A 14,391-nucleotide genomic window follows, 5' to 3' on the forward strand; every position below is an offset into this window, starting at 1 on the left:
GCCGGTCGGCGCGGGTACGTGCCCGGTCGGTCACCCGCCGTACAGGTCCCGTCGGTGCCGGGTGAAGCGGCGCAGGGTGTCCGGGAGCGGCTCGACGCCGATGCCGGGGCCGGCCGGGACCGGCAGGTGGCCGTCCTGGAGGACGAAGGGCTCGGTGAGGTCCTCGGCGAAGTAGCGGGAGGACGCCGAGGTGTCGCCCGGGAGGGTGAAGCCGGGGAGGGCGGCCAGGGCCAGGTTCGGGGCGCGGCCGATGCCCGTCTCCAGCATGCCGCCGCACCACACCGGCAGTCCGTGCGCGTGGGCCACGTCGTGGACGCGGCGGGCCTCCAGGTAGCCGCCGACCCGGGCGGGCTTGACGTTCACCACCCGGCAGGCGTCCATCGCGATGGCGGAGGCCGTGTCGCGCGCGTTGTGCAGGGATTCGTCCAGGCAGACCGGGGTGGCGATGCGCTGCTGGAGCCGCGCATGGGCGTGCGGGTTGTTCTCCTCCAGCGGCTCCTCGATCAGCAGCAGCCCGAAGTCGTCCAGGCGCCGCAGGTGCTCGGCGTCGGCGAGGGTGTAGGCCGTGTTGGCGTCCACCTGGAGGGGCAGCTCCGCTCCGAAGCGCTCGCGGACCGCCCGTACCGGCTCGACGTCCCAGCCGGGCTCGATCTTCAGCTTGATCCGGACATAGCCCTCGGCGAGGAAGCGCTCGACGTCGTCCAGCAGCTCGGGCACGGAGTCCTTGATCCCGACCGAGACACCGGCGGGCACCCGGTCCCGTACAGCACCCAGGTAGGTCGCGAGGGGCATGCCGTGCGCGCGCAGCTCCGCGTCCAGGACCGCCGTCTCCAGCGCGGCCTTCGCCAGCTCGTGCCCCTTGATCTTCGCCGTCGCGGGGGCGAGCGCCGCCGTGGTGAGGTCGGGGAGGGCGGCGACGCGCGGCAGCAGGAAGTCGCGGAGCACGATCTCGGCGCCGGCGACGAACTCCGAGCAGTACAGCGGCTCGGGGTCGGCGGCGAACTCCGACCAGCCCTCGGCCGCGTCCGTGACGACGCGGAGCAGGAACGTGTCCTTCGTGGTCATCGTGCCGAAGGAGGTGCGGAAGGGGGTGACCAGGGGGATCGCGACGTGGACGATCTCGACGCGTTCGAGCTTCACGCCACGTCCTCCTTCCGGCCGAGCGTGTACCAGCCCTCGCGGGACATGCCCGCCGCCACGAACCCCTCCACGAAGGCCTCCGTGAACACCTCACGGACGGCGTGCCGCCAGCGCAGCGCCGCCGCCGGGTCGGCGGCCCGCAGCCGCACGATGTCGTCCGGGACCCGGCAGTACAGGTACCGGTCGGCGCGGTCACGGCGGACGAGAGGGCCGCCGTCGGGGGCGAAGGCCATGACGGGCGCGGCCTCGCGGTCCCCGGTGTCGTACGACCGCGGCCGCGCCGTCAGGTCCCAGGTCGCCGTCAGCCGGTCGCTCTCGTCGCCGTCGTTCACGCCGTCCGTCATGGGGCCGTAGAAGTCGGTGAGGTACTCGGTGCCGACGGCGCCCAGCTTGACCAGGTTGAAGCGGGCGTTGCGGCCGACCAGCGGGTCGAAGGTCCAGCGCATGGTGAGGGCGCCGTGGTCCAGGGCCCACTCCCGCTGGGCCTGCTTCACCGCGTACCCGAGGCCCCGGTCGGCGGCGGCGACCAGCGAGTAGGTCTCCTGGCCCGGGCCGAACACCGCCACGGACGCCCCGGCCAGCCGGTCCCCGTCGTGGGCGGCGTGCACGGCACCGCCCGCGTGGACCAGGCTGTGCAGGACCTCGGCCGGGTACGGGGGCGCGTCGTGGGGCGTCTGCCAGACCTCGCAGAAGTAGCGGGTCACGGCCGCGATGCCGGCGACGTCGTGGACGGTACGGATGGTGACTCCTGTCATGGTCCGAGTGTCGGAGGCGGAGGTCGGCCTCGTGTTGTGCGAGCGGCCAACACGCGCGTACGTTCGTTTTCAGATCGGCCAATCGCGAAGCCTCGGCCCCTCGCGAAGGTGAGAACCATGGATGCCTGCACGCTCGGCGACCTCCTCGACGTCATCGGCGGCCCCTCCGTCCGCCTGCACACCGCCCCCGCCGGGCTGACCGTGCCGGTCGCCGAGGTGCTGCTGTACGACGCCCACGCGCCGCTCCCTCATCTGCCCGGCGCGCTGCTCCTGGCGGTCGGGGTGCGCGCGGCGGCGGCCGGGCCGCTGGTGCGGGCCGCCGCGGAGGCGGGGATGACCGGGGTGGTGGTGCGGGGTCCGGACGGGCCGGTCGGCGAGGCGGAGGCCCGGAGCGTGGCCCTGCTGTCGGTCGACGAGGACGCGGCCTGGCACCACGTGCACCTGCTGCTGGCGTCCGCGATCGGGGCCCGGCCCGCCGCGTCCGGCAGCGGCCTCGGCGACCTGTTCGCGCTGGCCGACGCCATCGCGGCGGCGGCCGGCGGGGCCACCGCCATCGAGGACCCGCGGCAGCGGATCCTCGCCTACTCGACCGTCGCCGGCCAGGCCGTCGACGAGGACCGCCGGCAGGGCATCCTCGGCCTCCAGGTGCCGGCCAGCTCGGAGAACACCGAGCAGTACCGGGTGCTGTTCGCCGCCGACCGGCCGGTGCGGCTGCCCGCGCTGCGGGACGCGGACCTGCCCCGGCTGGCGATGCCCGTCCGCGCGGGCGGCGAGACGCTCGGCTCGGTCTGGGTGGTCGACGGCGGCACGCTCGCGCCCGACGCGGAGGAGACCCTCGCCCAGGGCGCGTCCACGGCTGCGCTGCTCCTGCTGCGGGCCCGGGCGGCGCAGGAACTGGCCCGCCACCAGAACAGCGACCTGCTGCGCCGACTGCTGGAGGGCACGGCCGACGCGTCGACGGCGGCCCAGCGGCTGGGACTTGAGGGCTCGCTGCGCGTGGCGGCCTTCGTCCTGGACTCCGCGGCGAGCGTGCCCGACGCCGAGCGGACCGCGCTGCGCCTGCTGGACGTCGTACGCCTGCAGTGCGAGGCGCGCTACGGGCGGCACGCGTGCGTGCTGGTCGACGGGGTGGTGTACGCGCTGCTGCCCGGACCCGGCGCCCGGCATCGGGCGCTCGCGGAGGACATCGTGGCGCGGGCCGGGCAGGCGCTGCGGGTGCCGGTGCGGGCCGCGCTGGGCGAAGTGGTCCCGGACGTCGGTGGGGTGGTGGACTCGCGGGCGGACGCGGACCTGGTGCTGCGGGTGCTGGACAGGCACCTGCCGGTGGCGACGGTCGACGAGGTGCGCCCGCGCATCAGCCTGCTGCGCCTGGCGGAACTGCTGTCTCAGCGGCGGGAGTTGAGCGCGGGCGCGTGGCGGCGGGTGCTGGCGTACGACGCGGAGCACGGCACGGACTACGCCCGCACCCTGGTCTGCTGGCTGGACGCGGGCTGCGACATGGCGGGCGCGGCCAAGCTGCTCGCCGTGCACCCCAACACCTGCCGCTACCGCCTGCGACAAGCCCAGCAGCACACCGGGATCGATCTGGACGATCCCGATGAACGGCTGATGCTGTGGCTCCAGTTGAGGGTCCTCGCGGGCCTCAGAGGAGCCACTTCCTGAGGCGCTCCTCGCACGCGCGCAGGTGCGCCACCGGGACGTACTCCCCCGCCGTGTGGGCGAGGGAGGGGTCCCCGGGCCCGTAGTTGAGCGCGGGTACGCCCAGCGCCGCGAACCGGGCCACGTCGGTCCAGCCCAGCTTGGGCCGGGGCCGCGCGCCGAGCACGGCGACGAGGTCGGCCACCCGCTCCAGCCGGGGCAGGGCACCCGGCACGACCTCGGTGACCCGGACCTCGTACTCGGGGAAGAGCCCGCGCACGTACGCCTCGGCCTCCTCGGCGGAACGGCTCGGCGCGAAGCGGGCGTTCACGGTGACGACGCACTCGTCGGGCACCACGTTCCCGGCGACCCCGGCGCGCACGGCGACCGCGCCGAGCCCCTCCCGGTACTCCAGACCGTCGATGACGACCCGCTCCGGTGTGTGGTCGTCGAGACGTTGCAGAACCCGGGCCGCCTTGTGGGCGGCGTTGACGCCCTTCCAGGCGCGGGCGGTGTGCGCGCGTTCGCCCCGGACGACGATGTCCGCGCCGAGGATGCCCTGGCAGCCGGCCTCGACGCCCGCGTCGGAGGGCTCCATGAGGACGGCGAGATCGGCCTCTTCGAGAAGTCCGGGCCGCTCGGCGGCGATCCGGCCGAGCCCGTTGCGGTCGCCCTCGACCTCCTCGCACTCGTAGAAGACGTAGGTGAGGTCGAGGGCCGGGTCCGGGACGGTGGCCGCGAGGCGCAGGGCCACGGCCACCCCGCCCTTCATGTCGCAGGCGCCGAGTCCGTGGACGCGGTCGTCGGCGAGCCGGGAGGGGAGGTTCCCGGCGGCCGGGACAGTGTCCAGATGGCCCGCGATCACCGCGCGCCGGGTGCGGCCCAGGTCGGTGCGGGCGATCACGGAGTTGCCGACGCGCTCCACGGTGAGGTGACGAAGCCCACACAGGGCGGCCTCCACGGCGTCCGCGATCGCGGCCTCCTGCCCGCTCTCGGAGGGGAGGTCGACGAGGGCGCGGGTGAGGTCGACGACGTCGGCTCTCAGGTCGAGGAGGGTCATGCGAGGTCCTGCGGGAGCGGGTCGGACGGGGCGGCGAGCTTGGAGTGGCGGATGCCGTAGAGGCCGTAGACGACGAGCCCGACCGCCATCCACGCCCCGAACGCGATCCAGGTGTCGGCGCCGAGGCTGAACAGCATGTAGGCGCAGAAGGCGACGCCGAGCAGCGGCGTGACCGGGGAGAAGGGGACACGGAAGGAGCGGGATGCCTCGGGGCTGCGCCGGCGCAGGATGACGACCGCCAGGTTGACCAGCATGAAGGCGAAGAGGGTGCCGATGCTGGTGGCGTCGGCGAGGCTGCCCAGCGGGACGAGCGCGGCGAGCACCGCGATGAAGCCGGAGACGATGACCGTGTTGGCGCGCGGCACCCCGGTGCGCGGGTGGACCTTGGCGAACAGCGGCGGCACGAGACCGTCCCGGGCCATCGCGAACAGGATGCGGATCTGCCCGTACTGCACGGTCAGCACGACGCTGGTGGTGGCGACGACGGCACCGACGGAGAGCAGGATCGGCCAGACGTTCCCGCCGCCGACGGCCTGTACGAGCACCTGGCTCAGCGTGGCCTTCGTCCCTTCGAACCTCGTCCACGGCACGGCGCCGAGCGCGGCGACGGCGACGAGGACGTAGAGGGCGGTGACCAGGACGAGGGACAGGATGATGGCGCGCGGCAGGTCCCGCTGCGGGTTCTTGGCCTCCTCGCCCGCGGTGGAGGCGGCGTCGAAGCCGATGTAGGAGAAGAAGAGGGAGGCGGCGCCGGCACTCATGCCCGCGGCGCCGAGCGGGAACAGCGGCTGGAAGTTCCCGGCGTGGAAGGCGGTGAACGCGACGGCGCAGAACATCACCAGGGCGGCGATCTTCACCGCGACCATGATCGTGTTGGCGACGGCGCTCTCCTTCGAGCCGCGCAGCAGCACGACCATCGCGAGGACGACGATGAGGGCGGCCGGGATGTTGAGCGTGCCGCCGAGGCCGGGCGGCGCGCTGAGCGACTCGGGCAGGGTGACACCGAGGGTGAGGTCGAGCAGTTCGTTGACGTACTGTCCCCAGCCCACCGCCACCGCGGCCACGGACACCCCGTACTCCAGGATCAGACACCAGCCGCACACCCAGGCGACGAACTCCCCGAGCGTGGCGTAGGCGTAGCTGTACGAGGAACCCGAGCCCGGGATCATGCCGGCCAGCTCGGCGTAGGACAGGGCCGAGAAGAGCGCGGTCACCCCGGCCAGCACGAACGAGACGACGATGGCCGGACCCGCCTCGGGGACGGCCTGCCCGAGCACCACGAAGATGCCCGTGCCGAGGGTCGCGCCCACGCTGAGCAGCGTGAGTTGGGCGACCCCCATGGTCCGCTTGAGCGGGCTGCCCTCGGCCTCACCGACGAGCGCGCCGACGGCCTGTCGCCGGGTGAGGCGGGCCGCCGTGCTCGTCTCCTGTCCGGCCCGGGGCCGTGTTCCGACTGTGTCCACCGTGTCGTTCCCTCCGCCGTGGGGCTGTTATGGCCCCTGATGATGCGGAGGGACGGCGAAGCCGGGGTGAGGGAATCGACCAAACCTGAGGGGAGCCGATTTACGCATCGGCCAAACAATTCGCGGCTAGCGCAGCGCTTCGGCGACCTCGCGTGCCGCGTCCACGACCCGTGGTCCCACCCGCTCCGGTACGGCGTCCGCCAGCATCACGACACCGACGCTGCCCTCGACCCCCGTGACCCCGAGCAGGGGCGCCGCCGCCCCGCTGGCGCCCGCCTCCAACTCGCCGTGCGTGAGGGTGTATCCGGGCTCCGCGAGCGGCGACTGCCGCGCCGAGAGGATCGCCCTGCCCGCGGCGCCCCGGTCCAGCGGATGCCGGAACCCGGCCCGGTACGCCACGTGATAGTCCGTCCAGGTCGGCTCGACCACCGCCACGGCGAGTGCCTCCGTGCCGTCCACGAGCGTGAGATGAGCGGTCGCCCCGATGTCCTCGGCCAGCGACCTGAGCGCGGGCAGCGCGGCCTCCCGTACCAGCGGATGCACCTGGCGCCCCAGCCGCAGCACACCCAGTCCGACCCGGGCCCGTCCGCCCAGGTCACGGCGGACGAGCGCATGCTGCTCCAGCGTGGCGAGCAACCGGTACACCACGGTCCGGTTGACGCCCAGTTTGTTGGACAGCTCGGTGACGGTCAGGCCGTGGTCCGTATCGGCCAGCAGCTTGAGGACACGCAGTCCCCGGTCGAGCGTCTGAGAGGTCTCCGCGGTCACGACGCCCACTCCTTAGGTGGTGAGGTCGGCAACCCCTTCGCGGCGGATGCGTCGCAGAGTCCCGTCAACGACGCGCTTCAGAGGCCGCCGATCGGCAGGACGGCCCGGCGGCTCCGGACCCAGTCGCTTCACGGCTGCGCTCCGCGGCGGCGCTGCCACGGGGCGTGTGCGTAGCGGGACAGTAGCGAAGCCGGTTCGCTGAGCGGAAGCCTCCGTCCAGAATCCGGGCAGTGGCAGAGTTGAACTGCCAACATTCGTCCGTATACGTACATCGCACGAACGCAACTGACACTTCACGGGCCCGAACCCGGCGGAGCGTCACCGCATGCGGGTGGCCCACTCCTGCACCTTGGCGATCCGCTGCCTGAGCTGTCCCGGCGTCGCCTCGGCGCTCGGCGGCCCCCCGCACACCCGCCGCAGCTCGGTGTGGATGACCCCGTGGGGCTTGCCGCTCTGGTGGACGTAGGCGCTCACCATGGTGTTGAGCTGCTTGCGCAGCTCCATCATCTCCTTGTGGCTGACCACCGGCCGCCGCTCGGCGGGCAGTTCGAGCAGGTCGGCCTCGGTGTCGGGCTTCTTGCGGCTGTGCGCGATCTGCCGGGCCTGCCGCTTCTGCAGCAGCAGCTGCACCTGCTCGGGTTCGAGCAGGCCCGGAATGCCCAGATAGTCCTGCTCCTCCTCGCTGCCCGGGTGCGCCTGCATGCCGAACTCGGCGCCGTCGTACAGCACCCGGTCGAAGACGGCGTCGGACTCCAGGGCCTCGAACGGGAGCATGTCCTGTTCGCCGGTGTCCTCGTCCTGCTCCTTGTTCGCCTCCTCCATCTCCTTCTCGGACTCGGCGTACGGGTCCTCCTCGCCCTCCTTCTTCGGCTTGTCGAGGGCGTGGTCCCGTTCCACCTCCATCTCGTTGGCGAAGGTGAGCAGGTCGGGGATGGTCGGCAGGAACACCGAGGCGGTCTCGCCGCGCCGCCGGGACCGTACGAAACGGCCCACGGCCTGGGCGAAGAACAGGGGCGTGGAGATGGTGGTGGCGTACACCCCGACGGCGAGCCGGGGCACGTCGACGCCCTCGGACACCATGCGGACCGCGACCATCCAGCGGTCGTTGCTGCCGCTGAACTCGTCGATCCGGCCGGACGCGCCGGCGTCGTCGGACAGCACGAGCGTCGCCCGGGTTCCCGTGATCTCGCGGATCAGTTTGGCGTAGGCGCGCGCGGACTCCTGGTCGGAGGCGATGACGAGCGCGCCCGCGTCCGGGATGGCCTTCCTGACCTCGGTCAGCCGCTGGTCGGCGGCGCGCAGCACGCTGGGCATCCACTCGCCGCGCGGGTCGAGGGCGGTGCGCCAGGCCTGGCTGACGGCGTCCTTGGTCATGGGCTCGCCGAGCCGGGCGGCGATCTCGTCACCGGCCTTGGTCCGCCAGCGCATGTTGCCGCTGTAGGAGAGGAATATGACGGGCCGGACGACGTGGTCGGCGAGCGCGTTGCCGTACCCGTAGGTGTAGTCGGCGGCGGACCGCCGGATCCCGTCCTGCCCCTCCTCGTACGCCACGAACGGGATGGGGTTGGTGTCGGACCGGAAGGGCGTACCCGTGAGCGCGAGCCGCCGTGTCGCCGGCTCGAAGGCCTCCAGACACGCCTCGCCCCAGGACTTGGAGTCGCCGGCGTGGTGGATCTCGTCCAGGATCACCAGGGTCTTGCGCTGCTCGACGCGGTTGCGGTGCAGCATCGGGCGCACGCCGACACCGGCGTAGGTGACCGCGACCCCGTCGTAGTCCTTGCCGAGAGGTCCGGCGCTGTACTCGGGGTCGAGCTTGATCCCGATCCGCGCGGCCGCCTCCGCCCACTGCTTCTTCAGGTGCTCGGTGGGCGCGACCACGGTCACCTGCTGCACGACGTGGTGGTGCAGCAGCCAGGAGGCGAGGGTGAGGGCGAAGGTCGTCTTACCGGCGCCGGGGGTCGCGACCGCCAGGAAGTCGCGCGGCTGCTCCTGGATGTACTTCTCCATCGCCCCCTGCTGCCAGGCACGCAGCTTGCTGGCGGTGCCCCAGGGGGCGCGGCCCGGGAAGGCCGGGGACAGGTGGTGGGAGTGCGAGGAGGAAGCAGACATGGGGGCGGGCCCGGAGGGCACTCCGTTGAGGGTGGTGGCGGGTGACGGGCGGGCAGTAGTCACGGTCTCCGTGGATGGGTCGGGTCGCGCGCCGTTCGGGGCGGCGGCGGGTGGCTCGGCTACGTATGACAACCGGGCCACCCTACCGGCGGCACGGTGGTGTCAACGCGTGGTCGTGGCCGGGTCGCCCGCGGGTGGGATCCACGTCACAGACAACGCAGCCGTCCCGCGATCGCGCCCACGTCGCTCTCCTTGCCGGAGGCCACGTCGATGACCAGGCCGTACGCCATGTCCTGGTCGACATCGGCGAGATCGACCCCGTTGACCGCGAGGAAGGTGGCCGCCGCCAGCCAGGCGGTGCGCTTGTTCCCGTCGACGAGGGGGTGGTTCGCGGCGATGCCGTGCAGCAGCGCGGCGGCCTGCTCGTACAGGTCGGCGTAGGCCGCCGCACCGAACATCCGGGCGCGCGGCCGGTGCACGGCCGAGGCCAGCAGCCCGGGCTCGCGGGCCTCCGGGGCCCGTCCGCCGAAGGCGACCTCGGCGAGGGCGGTGACCTCGGCGACGGTGAGGTGACGGGTCATTCGCCGAGTCTCCTCAGCAGGTCGGCGTGGGCCCCGGCCAGCCGCTCGGCGGCGGCCCGCACGACCAGCCCCTCCTCGATCAGATACCTGCGCACGGCCTCCAGGACCAACTCCTCCGGCGCACGCCCCTGGGCGTCCGCGAGGTCGTCGAGGGTCTGCCGGGTGGCGGGGTCGAGGGGGAGGGTCAGCCGGTGCATGAGGGGAGGGTAGGTGCCGGGGCCGACGGGCGGCGAACGCTTTTACGACGCCCGCGGCCGGTCCTCTCGCGGCACGCCCCGCCCGTTGCCGGGCGGCTCAGCGCACCCGCACCCGGGTGGTCACCCACGCCCCGACGAGCGCCACCACCGCCATGGGCAGGAACACGGCGGCGAACGCGGCGGGATGCGCGCCGGAGCCGGCGTCCGCGGCGGTGGAGGCCGCCGTGCCGCCACCCAGGGCCGCGAAGGCGGCGCCTGTCGCGGCGAGGAGGACGACGTTGGACAGGGCGTCGGAGATCTGGAGGGCGGCGGAGTTGGCGCCGGCCTCCTCCGGGGCGGAGAGCCGGAGCAGGAGCACGCCGGCCGAGGCGATGACGAGCCCCATCCCGAAGCAGCCGAAGGCCCAGGTCACGGCGACGATCCAGACGGGCACGGAGTGCACGAGCACGCTGGGCGCGGCGGCGATCGCGCAGGCGACCAGCACCATCCCCAGGGTCATCAGGCGCTCCCGGTACGGCTCCACCCGCGGCCGTGACTGCACCCACGACCCCAGCGCCCAGGTCGCCCCGCCCGCGGCCAGGGAGAACCCGGCCAGCGTCGGCGACAGCCCGCGCTGGGTCACGAGCATCAGCGGTACGAAGGACTCGGCGGCGATGAAGGACCCCGCGGCCACGCCGCGCAGCAGCACGACGGACGGCAGCCCGCGCGCGGCCCGGTAGGTACCGCGGGGCAGCAGTCCGAGCACGGCCGGTACGAGCAGGGCGGCGCCGGCGACACCGGGGACGAGGGAGGCCCACCGCAGGTCCTGCGCGGCGTACTGCAGGAGCCCGGCTCCGAGGGAGATGCCCAGGGCGAGCCGGATGCGCCGCCGGTCGAAGCCGCCCGTCTCCGTCCCCCTCACGGGACCGGCCGCGCGGCGTCGTATCTGCGGGAGGGCGAGCGCCAGCGGGAAGACGACCAGTACGGGTATGCCGAGGAAGACCCACCGCCAGCCGAGGTGCTCGGTCACGGCTCCCGCGGCGAGCGGCCCGACGATGGACGGTACGACCCATCCGGCGGCGAAGGCGGCCAGGATCGCCGGCCGCAGCCGCTCCGGATAGGCCCGGCCGACGATCACGTACAGCGCGACGATCACCAGCCCGCCGCCGAACCCCTGCACGGCCCGCCCCACGATGAACACCCACATCGTCCCGGCGGTCCCGGAAACCACGAGCCCCGCCGCGAAGGCGCCGATCCCCGTGGTCAGGGCGCCCAGCGGACCTCGCCGGTCCGACCACTGACCGCACAGCACCATGCCGAACAGGCTGGTGGTGAAGTACCCGGAGAAGGCGAACGCGTACAGCGACACCCCGCCCAGTTCCCGGGCCGCGACCGGCATCGCGGTGCCCACCGCGGTCGCCTCGAACGCGATGAGCAGCACGACGGAGACGATCCCGACGCTGAGGGCCCGGTACGCCCGCCCGAGCACACGCTCGTCGGCTCTGTCAGCAGGCTCTTCGGCGACTCCGGCGTCGCGCGGCTCAAGGGCGGTCATGGTCGCCAGAGTAAGTCCCACGAGCCCGTTTCGCCCCTGTCGCGAGTCCCCCTCCCGCTGAGACCTTGGTCGTAGTCCCCCCGCCCCTTCGTGAACGCGGCATGGCAGTCCTGTTGCAGCCCCGCCCCACCTCTTGAGCCGCTCCCCCACCCCTGCCTACGGTCGATCCATCAACACGGCCGTGTGCCCGAGTGGCTCAGGGACTCGCCTGCAAAGCGGGTTACGCGGGTTCGATTCCCGCCACGGCCTCCACTGCTCCGAGCAGGCAAAATGCCTCGCTCACCTGTCGTTCTCAGCCCCAGATGTCGTAGTACTGGAAGCCGTTGCCGACCGATACCCGTGGGGCGAAGAAAAGCGGGTATCGACGCCCACCCCGCCACGCTGACGGACACGCTCGCCGCGGCGCGGTACCCGGCGCCGTCCACGACCACCGACTGGCACTTCCCGCTCGGCGAGAGCCAAGCGGCGGGTACGACGCCCTACCAGGTCGCCCGCGCGGCGGTTCGCTTCGAGTGTGCGCCGCCCGCGACGGAGGCCGCCCGCCTCGTCTACTACTGGGTGTCCATGAAGGTCGGCCAGGGCGATGTCTACCTCCGGCGCCTGTCCACCGAACCCGACTTCACCGCGCGGAAGCGGGAGCTGCTGCGCGCGCGGGTGGGCAAGGTTCTCGACCTGGACGTCGCGGACCAGACGGACTGGTTCCGGCGCACCGTCGCCTCCGCGTGCGAGCGGGCGTCATGACCTGGTGGCTCAAGGCGCGGCGGGTGCACACTCACCTGCCGGCCGGACTCCGGTTGTTCTTCCTGCTGGCCGCCGTCGTCCAGGACGGCCCGGTTCATCTGCCGTCGATATCGCTGGGCACCTCGGAAGGGGTGCAGGCATTGATCTTCGTGCCGCTCGTACCGGCGGCGATCCTGTCCCACACCCCCGCGGGAACGGCCGAGGGCAGGAGCGCGGGAGGGGCCTACACAGCACTGCTCCAGTCCCTCTGACGGAACCACGGGACGAGTTGGGCGGCCCCGAAGGCTGTCTCCAGTGCGAAGAAGGGCCACAGGAGGGCGGGGAGGCCCTGGGTGGTCAGGGCGTAGGCCTGCCACAGGGCGAAGAGGGTGCGGGCGGCGCCGTCGTAGAGGCCGTGGACGGGGAGGGGGCGGGTGAGCCGCAGGAGGGACCAGATCACCACGACCGAGCCCATCAGGTTCGCGTAGAGGGTCTGCATCGGGTCGAGGGCGGGCAGGGTGCCCAGGCCGGTGGCCTCGCCCAGAAAGGAGAGGGCGTCGTGCAGCAGCGCGTAGGTCCACGGTGTCGCGAAACCCGCGGTGACGACCAGGTCGTACCAGGCGCTGGCCCGGACGAGGCGGAGGTAGGCGGGACGGGAAGGCGAAAGGAGTCGGTTCACGACGCCCGACGCTAAACACTGGAGTACTGTCCAAGGTCAAGCCCACGATCCGACGGGGGATCATGCGTATCGGTGAGCTGGCCGAGCAGACCGGGATGACCAGGGACACCCTTCGCTTCTACGAGAAGGTGGGCCTCGTCGAGGGGCGGCGGCTGGCCAACGGCTACCGCGACTTTCCGCCGGAGACGGTGCCCTGGCTGCTGTACGTCCGCACGGCCCAGGCCCTCGGTTTCTCGCTGGCCGAGATCGCCCGGCACGGTGCGCAGCTGCGGGACGCGCCGGACTCCGCCACGGCGCTGTCGGCACTGTTCGAGGACAAGATCCGGGTGATCGACGAGCGGATGGCCGAACTCGCCGCCCTGCGGGACGAGCTCGGTGCGCGGGTCGGCACCGGGTGCCCGCTACGGGCGGACGGCGCAACCGGCGGTCACAGGACGCCGCCCGCCTCGTCCTGGAAGGTCTCCGTCCAGTAGTGCCACGCGGCGTCCGTCGTCGCGGCGGTGGGGTCGACGGCCGCCAGGGTGTGGAGCATCGTGGCGGCCAGCTGGGCGTAGGCCTCGGTGGTCAGCTCATGGCCCAGGTGGGCGTCGATCGTGCGCTCGTGGTGCAGGAGCCAGAGGGTGTACGCGAGCGTGGAGACGTCCGTGTTGAGGGGGTTCAGGCTCGCCTCGGGCTCGCTGAAGTTCAGGACGGCGCCGGTCCTGCCGTCGACCACCAGGCTGTTGTCCTCGACCAGGTGTCCGAGACGTATGAGGTGGTCGGCGTGGGCCGGGAGGGCGTCCAGGGGGTATGCGCCGGCTCGCTCGTCCTCGTAGTACTCCGCCAGGGTCGGCAGGGGGACGTCCGTGTCCAGCCGGAAGAGGACCGCGTCCTCGGGCAGGCCCGTCTCGCGCAGGAACCGGCGGGTCGGCTCGTGGGTGAGCGTGGCCGGGAAGTCGACTTCCTCGAAGCGGGCCACCCGGCCCTGTCCGAACTCCTGGTCCAGGAGGCGGGCCGGCACGTCCAGGGTCAGGCCGAAGTCCCCGCCGGGGCCCGCGGCCAGGGCGAGGGGGCGGATCAGCGCGGCCGCCTTCCAGTAGGGCGGCACCTGACCGTCGGCGCCCTCCTCGAAGAGGGCGAGGAGCCGGCGGGACACCTCGCTCGCCACCTTCGGGCCGTGCTGCCCGGCGAAGGAGGCGAAACGACCGCGCAGACCGGCCAGCTCCTCCGTGACCGCCGCGAAGCGCAGCAGGGTCGCCAGGGACGACGCGAGAGGCAGCGGGTCCGGGGCGAAGAGGTGCGCGGCGCTGATCTCGCCCGTGCCGCCGTCGAGCAGGACCGCCTCGCGCAGCATGCCCGCCGGGCCGACCAGCTCCCCTATCACCAGCCGGTCGCGCAGCTCCTCCGCCAGCCGTGAGGGGCCGTCCGCCGCGTCCGCGAGGGTGCGCAGGCCCGCCGTGCGCAGCGGCTCGAAGGTCAACAGGCCGCTGCTGCCGGGCAGTCCGGGACCCGTCAGCAGGTCGCGCGTCGGCGCGTGCGTGACGTACAGACCGAGTTGGTCCTCGGTCAGGGTGATCGCCGCGACACCGGCGTCGGTCGTGCTCATCGCTCCCCCGCGATTTCGGTCGTGCCTCGTCGTGCTCAGTCCCCGGCGGGGCACGTCACGGCCGGCGTCCGCCCTCCCGTCGGAAGCGGCCGTCCCCCACTGCCCAGAACACTACGCCGCACCACTGACAACGGGCCCTCGGCACAAGACGCCGGGCGACGC

At 72.9% G+C, this 14,391-nt stretch carries 15 protein-coding genes and 1 tRNA gene; 5 read left to right on the plus strand and 11 right to left on the minus strand.

Going from position 1 to position 14,391, the window contains the following annotated elements; translation table 11 throughout:
- Window positions 1-30: 30 nt before the first annotated feature.
- Both menC and ACWGKT_RS03255 read right to left on the minus strand, forming a co-directional pair.
- Window positions 31-1,140 carry an o-succinylbenzoate synthase gene (menC, locus tag ACWGKT_RS03250; RefSeq protein WP_453272250.1) on the minus strand — a complete coding sequence of 370 codons (1,110 nt, stop codon included), beginning with the start codon at window positions 1,138-1,140 and terminating at the stop codon, window positions 31-33.
- Window positions 1,137-1,895 carry a chorismate synthase gene (locus ACWGKT_RS03255; RefSeq protein ID WP_453272251.1) on the minus strand — a complete coding sequence of 253 codons (759 nt, stop codon included), beginning with the start codon at window positions 1,893-1,895 and terminating at the stop codon, window positions 1,137-1,139. Before ACWGKT_RS03255 ends, menC begins: the two co-directional genes overlap by 4 nt.
- Before the next feature lie 117 nt (window positions 1,896-2,012).
- Between ACWGKT_RS03255 and ACWGKT_RS03260 the strand changes: the two genes are divergently transcribed.
- Entirely contained in the window at window positions 2,013-3,557 is a 1,545-nt protein-coding gene (locus ACWGKT_RS03260) for a PucR family transcriptional regulator (protein ID WP_453272252.1), read from the plus strand.
- On the opposite strand, the gene dapE is transcribed toward ACWGKT_RS03260, so the two are convergent.
- The 7 genes from dapE to ACWGKT_RS03295 form a co-directional block, all read right to left on the minus strand.
- Complete coding sequence (gene dapE / locus ACWGKT_RS03265) at window positions 3,538-4,593, minus strand: succinyl-diaminopimelate desuccinylase (RefSeq protein WP_453272253.1); 1,056 nt, start codon at window positions 4,591-4,593, stop codon at window positions 3,538-3,540. The two genes, ACWGKT_RS03260 and dapE, sit on opposite strands and share 20 nt — an antisense overlap.
- On the minus strand, window positions 4,590-6,056 hold the full coding sequence (locus ACWGKT_RS03270) for an amino acid permease (protein ID WP_453272254.1): 1,467 nt from the start codon (window positions 6,054-6,056) through the stop codon (window positions 4,590-4,592). Before ACWGKT_RS03270 ends, dapE begins: the two co-directional genes overlap by 4 nt.
- A gap of 126 nt (window positions 6,057-6,182) precedes the next feature.
- Window positions 6,183-6,824: an IclR family transcriptional regulator gene (locus tag ACWGKT_RS03275; protein ID WP_453272255.1), complete on the minus strand. Its 642-nt coding sequence runs from the start codon at window positions 6,822-6,824 to the stop codon at window positions 6,183-6,185.
- Window positions 6,825-7,142: 318 nt separating this feature from the next.
- On the minus strand, window positions 7,143-8,933 hold the full coding sequence (locus ACWGKT_RS03280) for a DEAD/DEAH box helicase (RefSeq protein ID WP_356142893.1): 1,791 nt from the start codon (window positions 8,931-8,933) through the stop codon (window positions 7,143-7,145).
- A 206-nt stretch (window positions 8,934-9,139) separates the two neighbouring features.
- Window positions 9,140-9,514 (minus strand): type II toxin-antitoxin system death-on-curing family toxin, encoded by a 375-nt coding sequence (locus tag ACWGKT_RS03285; protein ID WP_453272256.1) that lies wholly within the window; start codon window positions 9,512-9,514, stop codon window positions 9,140-9,142.
- Window positions 9,511-9,711: a hypothetical protein gene (locus tag ACWGKT_RS03290; protein WP_356142777.1), complete on the minus strand. Its 201-nt coding sequence runs from the start codon at window positions 9,709-9,711 to the stop codon at window positions 9,511-9,513. The genes ACWGKT_RS03285 and ACWGKT_RS03290 overlap by 4 nt, the downstream gene beginning before the upstream one ends.
- A gap of 97 nt (window positions 9,712-9,808) precedes the next feature.
- A complete protein-coding gene (locus ACWGKT_RS03295; protein ID WP_453272257.1) occupies window positions 9,809-11,245 on the minus strand; it encodes an MFS transporter in 1,437 nt (478 codons plus the stop codon).
- A gap of 177 nt (window positions 11,246-11,422) precedes the next feature.
- Here ACWGKT_RS03295 and ACWGKT_RS03300 point away from each other — a divergent pair.
- The 3 genes from ACWGKT_RS03300 (at window position 11,423) to ACWGKT_RS03310 (ending at window position 12,237) form a co-directional block, all read left to right on the plus strand.
- Window positions 11,423-11,497, plus strand: a tRNA-Cys gene (locus ACWGKT_RS03300).
- 87 nt (window positions 11,498-11,584) lie between these two features.
- The gene (locus ACWGKT_RS03305; protein WP_453272258.1) at window positions 11,585-11,986 is read left to right on the plus strand and encodes a hypothetical protein; all 402 of its coding nucleotides are present in this window, start codon (window positions 11,585-11,587) and stop codon (window positions 11,984-11,986) included.
- Entirely contained in the window at window positions 11,983-12,237 is a 255-nt protein-coding gene (locus tag ACWGKT_RS03310; RefSeq protein ID WP_453272259.1) for a hypothetical protein, read from the plus strand. Before ACWGKT_RS03305 ends, ACWGKT_RS03310 begins: the two co-directional genes overlap by 4 nt.
- Here the strand turns inward: ACWGKT_RS03310 and ACWGKT_RS03315 are convergent.
- Window positions 12,210-12,644, minus strand: a complete 435-nt coding sequence (locus tag ACWGKT_RS03315; RefSeq protein WP_356142767.1) for a hypothetical protein — start codon at window positions 12,642-12,644, stop codon at window positions 12,210-12,212. The two genes, ACWGKT_RS03310 and ACWGKT_RS03315, sit on opposite strands and share 28 nt — an antisense overlap.
- Before the next feature lie 62 nt (window positions 12,645-12,706).
- Here ACWGKT_RS03315 and ACWGKT_RS03320 point away from each other — a divergent pair, with 62 nt between their 5' ends.
- The gene (locus ACWGKT_RS03320) at window positions 12,707-13,117 is read left to right on the plus strand and encodes a MerR family transcriptional regulator (protein ID WP_453272260.1); all 411 of its coding nucleotides are present in this window, start codon (window positions 12,707-12,709) and stop codon (window positions 13,115-13,117) included.
- Here ACWGKT_RS03320 and ACWGKT_RS03325 read toward each other — a convergent pair.
- Window positions 13,072-14,229: an SUKH-4 family immunity protein gene (locus tag ACWGKT_RS03325; protein WP_453272261.1), complete on the minus strand. Its 1,158-nt coding sequence runs from the start codon at window positions 14,227-14,229 to the stop codon at window positions 13,072-13,074. The two genes, ACWGKT_RS03320 and ACWGKT_RS03325, sit on opposite strands and share 46 nt — an antisense overlap.
- Window positions 14,230-14,391 lie beyond the last annotated feature (162 nt).

Source organism: Streptomyces sp. NPDC054794, from assembly GCF_053611585.1.

Excerpts from the sequence above, each read along its gene's own strand:
- ACWGKT_RS03260 (WP_453272252.1), top strand. The coding sequence starts at position 2,013 with ATGGATGCCTGCACGCTCGGCGACCTCCTCGACGTCATCGGCGGCCCC.
- dapE (WP_453272253.1), bottom strand. The coding sequence starts at position 4,593 with ATGACCCTCCTCGACCTGAGAGCCGACGTCGTCGACCTCACCCGCGCC.
- ACWGKT_RS03255 (WP_453272251.1), bottom strand. The coding sequence starts at position 1,895 with ATGACAGGAGTCACCATCCGTACCGTCCACGACGTCGCCGGCATCGCG.
- ACWGKT_RS03280 (WP_356142893.1), bottom strand. The coding sequence starts at position 8,933 with ATGTCTGCTTCCTCCTCGCACTCCCACCACCTGTCCCCGGCCTTCCCG.
- ACWGKT_RS03325 (WP_453272261.1), bottom strand. The coding sequence starts at position 14,229 with ATGAGCACGACCGACGCCGGTGTCGCGGCGATCACCCTGACCGAGGAC.
- ACWGKT_RS03310 (WP_453272259.1), top strand. The coding sequence starts at position 11,983 with ATGACCTGGTGGCTCAAGGCGCGGCGGGTGCACACTCACCTGCCGGCC.
- ACWGKT_RS03320 (WP_453272260.1), top strand. The coding sequence starts at position 12,707 with ATGCGTATCGGTGAGCTGGCCGAGCAGACCGGGATGACCAGGGACACC.
- ACWGKT_RS03290 (WP_356142777.1), bottom strand. The coding sequence starts at position 9,711 with ATGCACCGGCTGACCCTCCCCCTCGACCCCGCCACCCGGCAGACCCTC.
- ACWGKT_RS03285 (WP_453272256.1), bottom strand. The coding sequence starts at position 9,514 with ATGACCCGTCACCTCACCGTCGCCGAGGTCACCGCCCTCGCCGAGGTC.
- ACWGKT_RS03295 (WP_453272257.1), bottom strand. The coding sequence starts at position 11,245 with ATGACCGCCCTTGAGCCGCGCGACGCCGGAGTCGCCGAAGAGCCTGCT.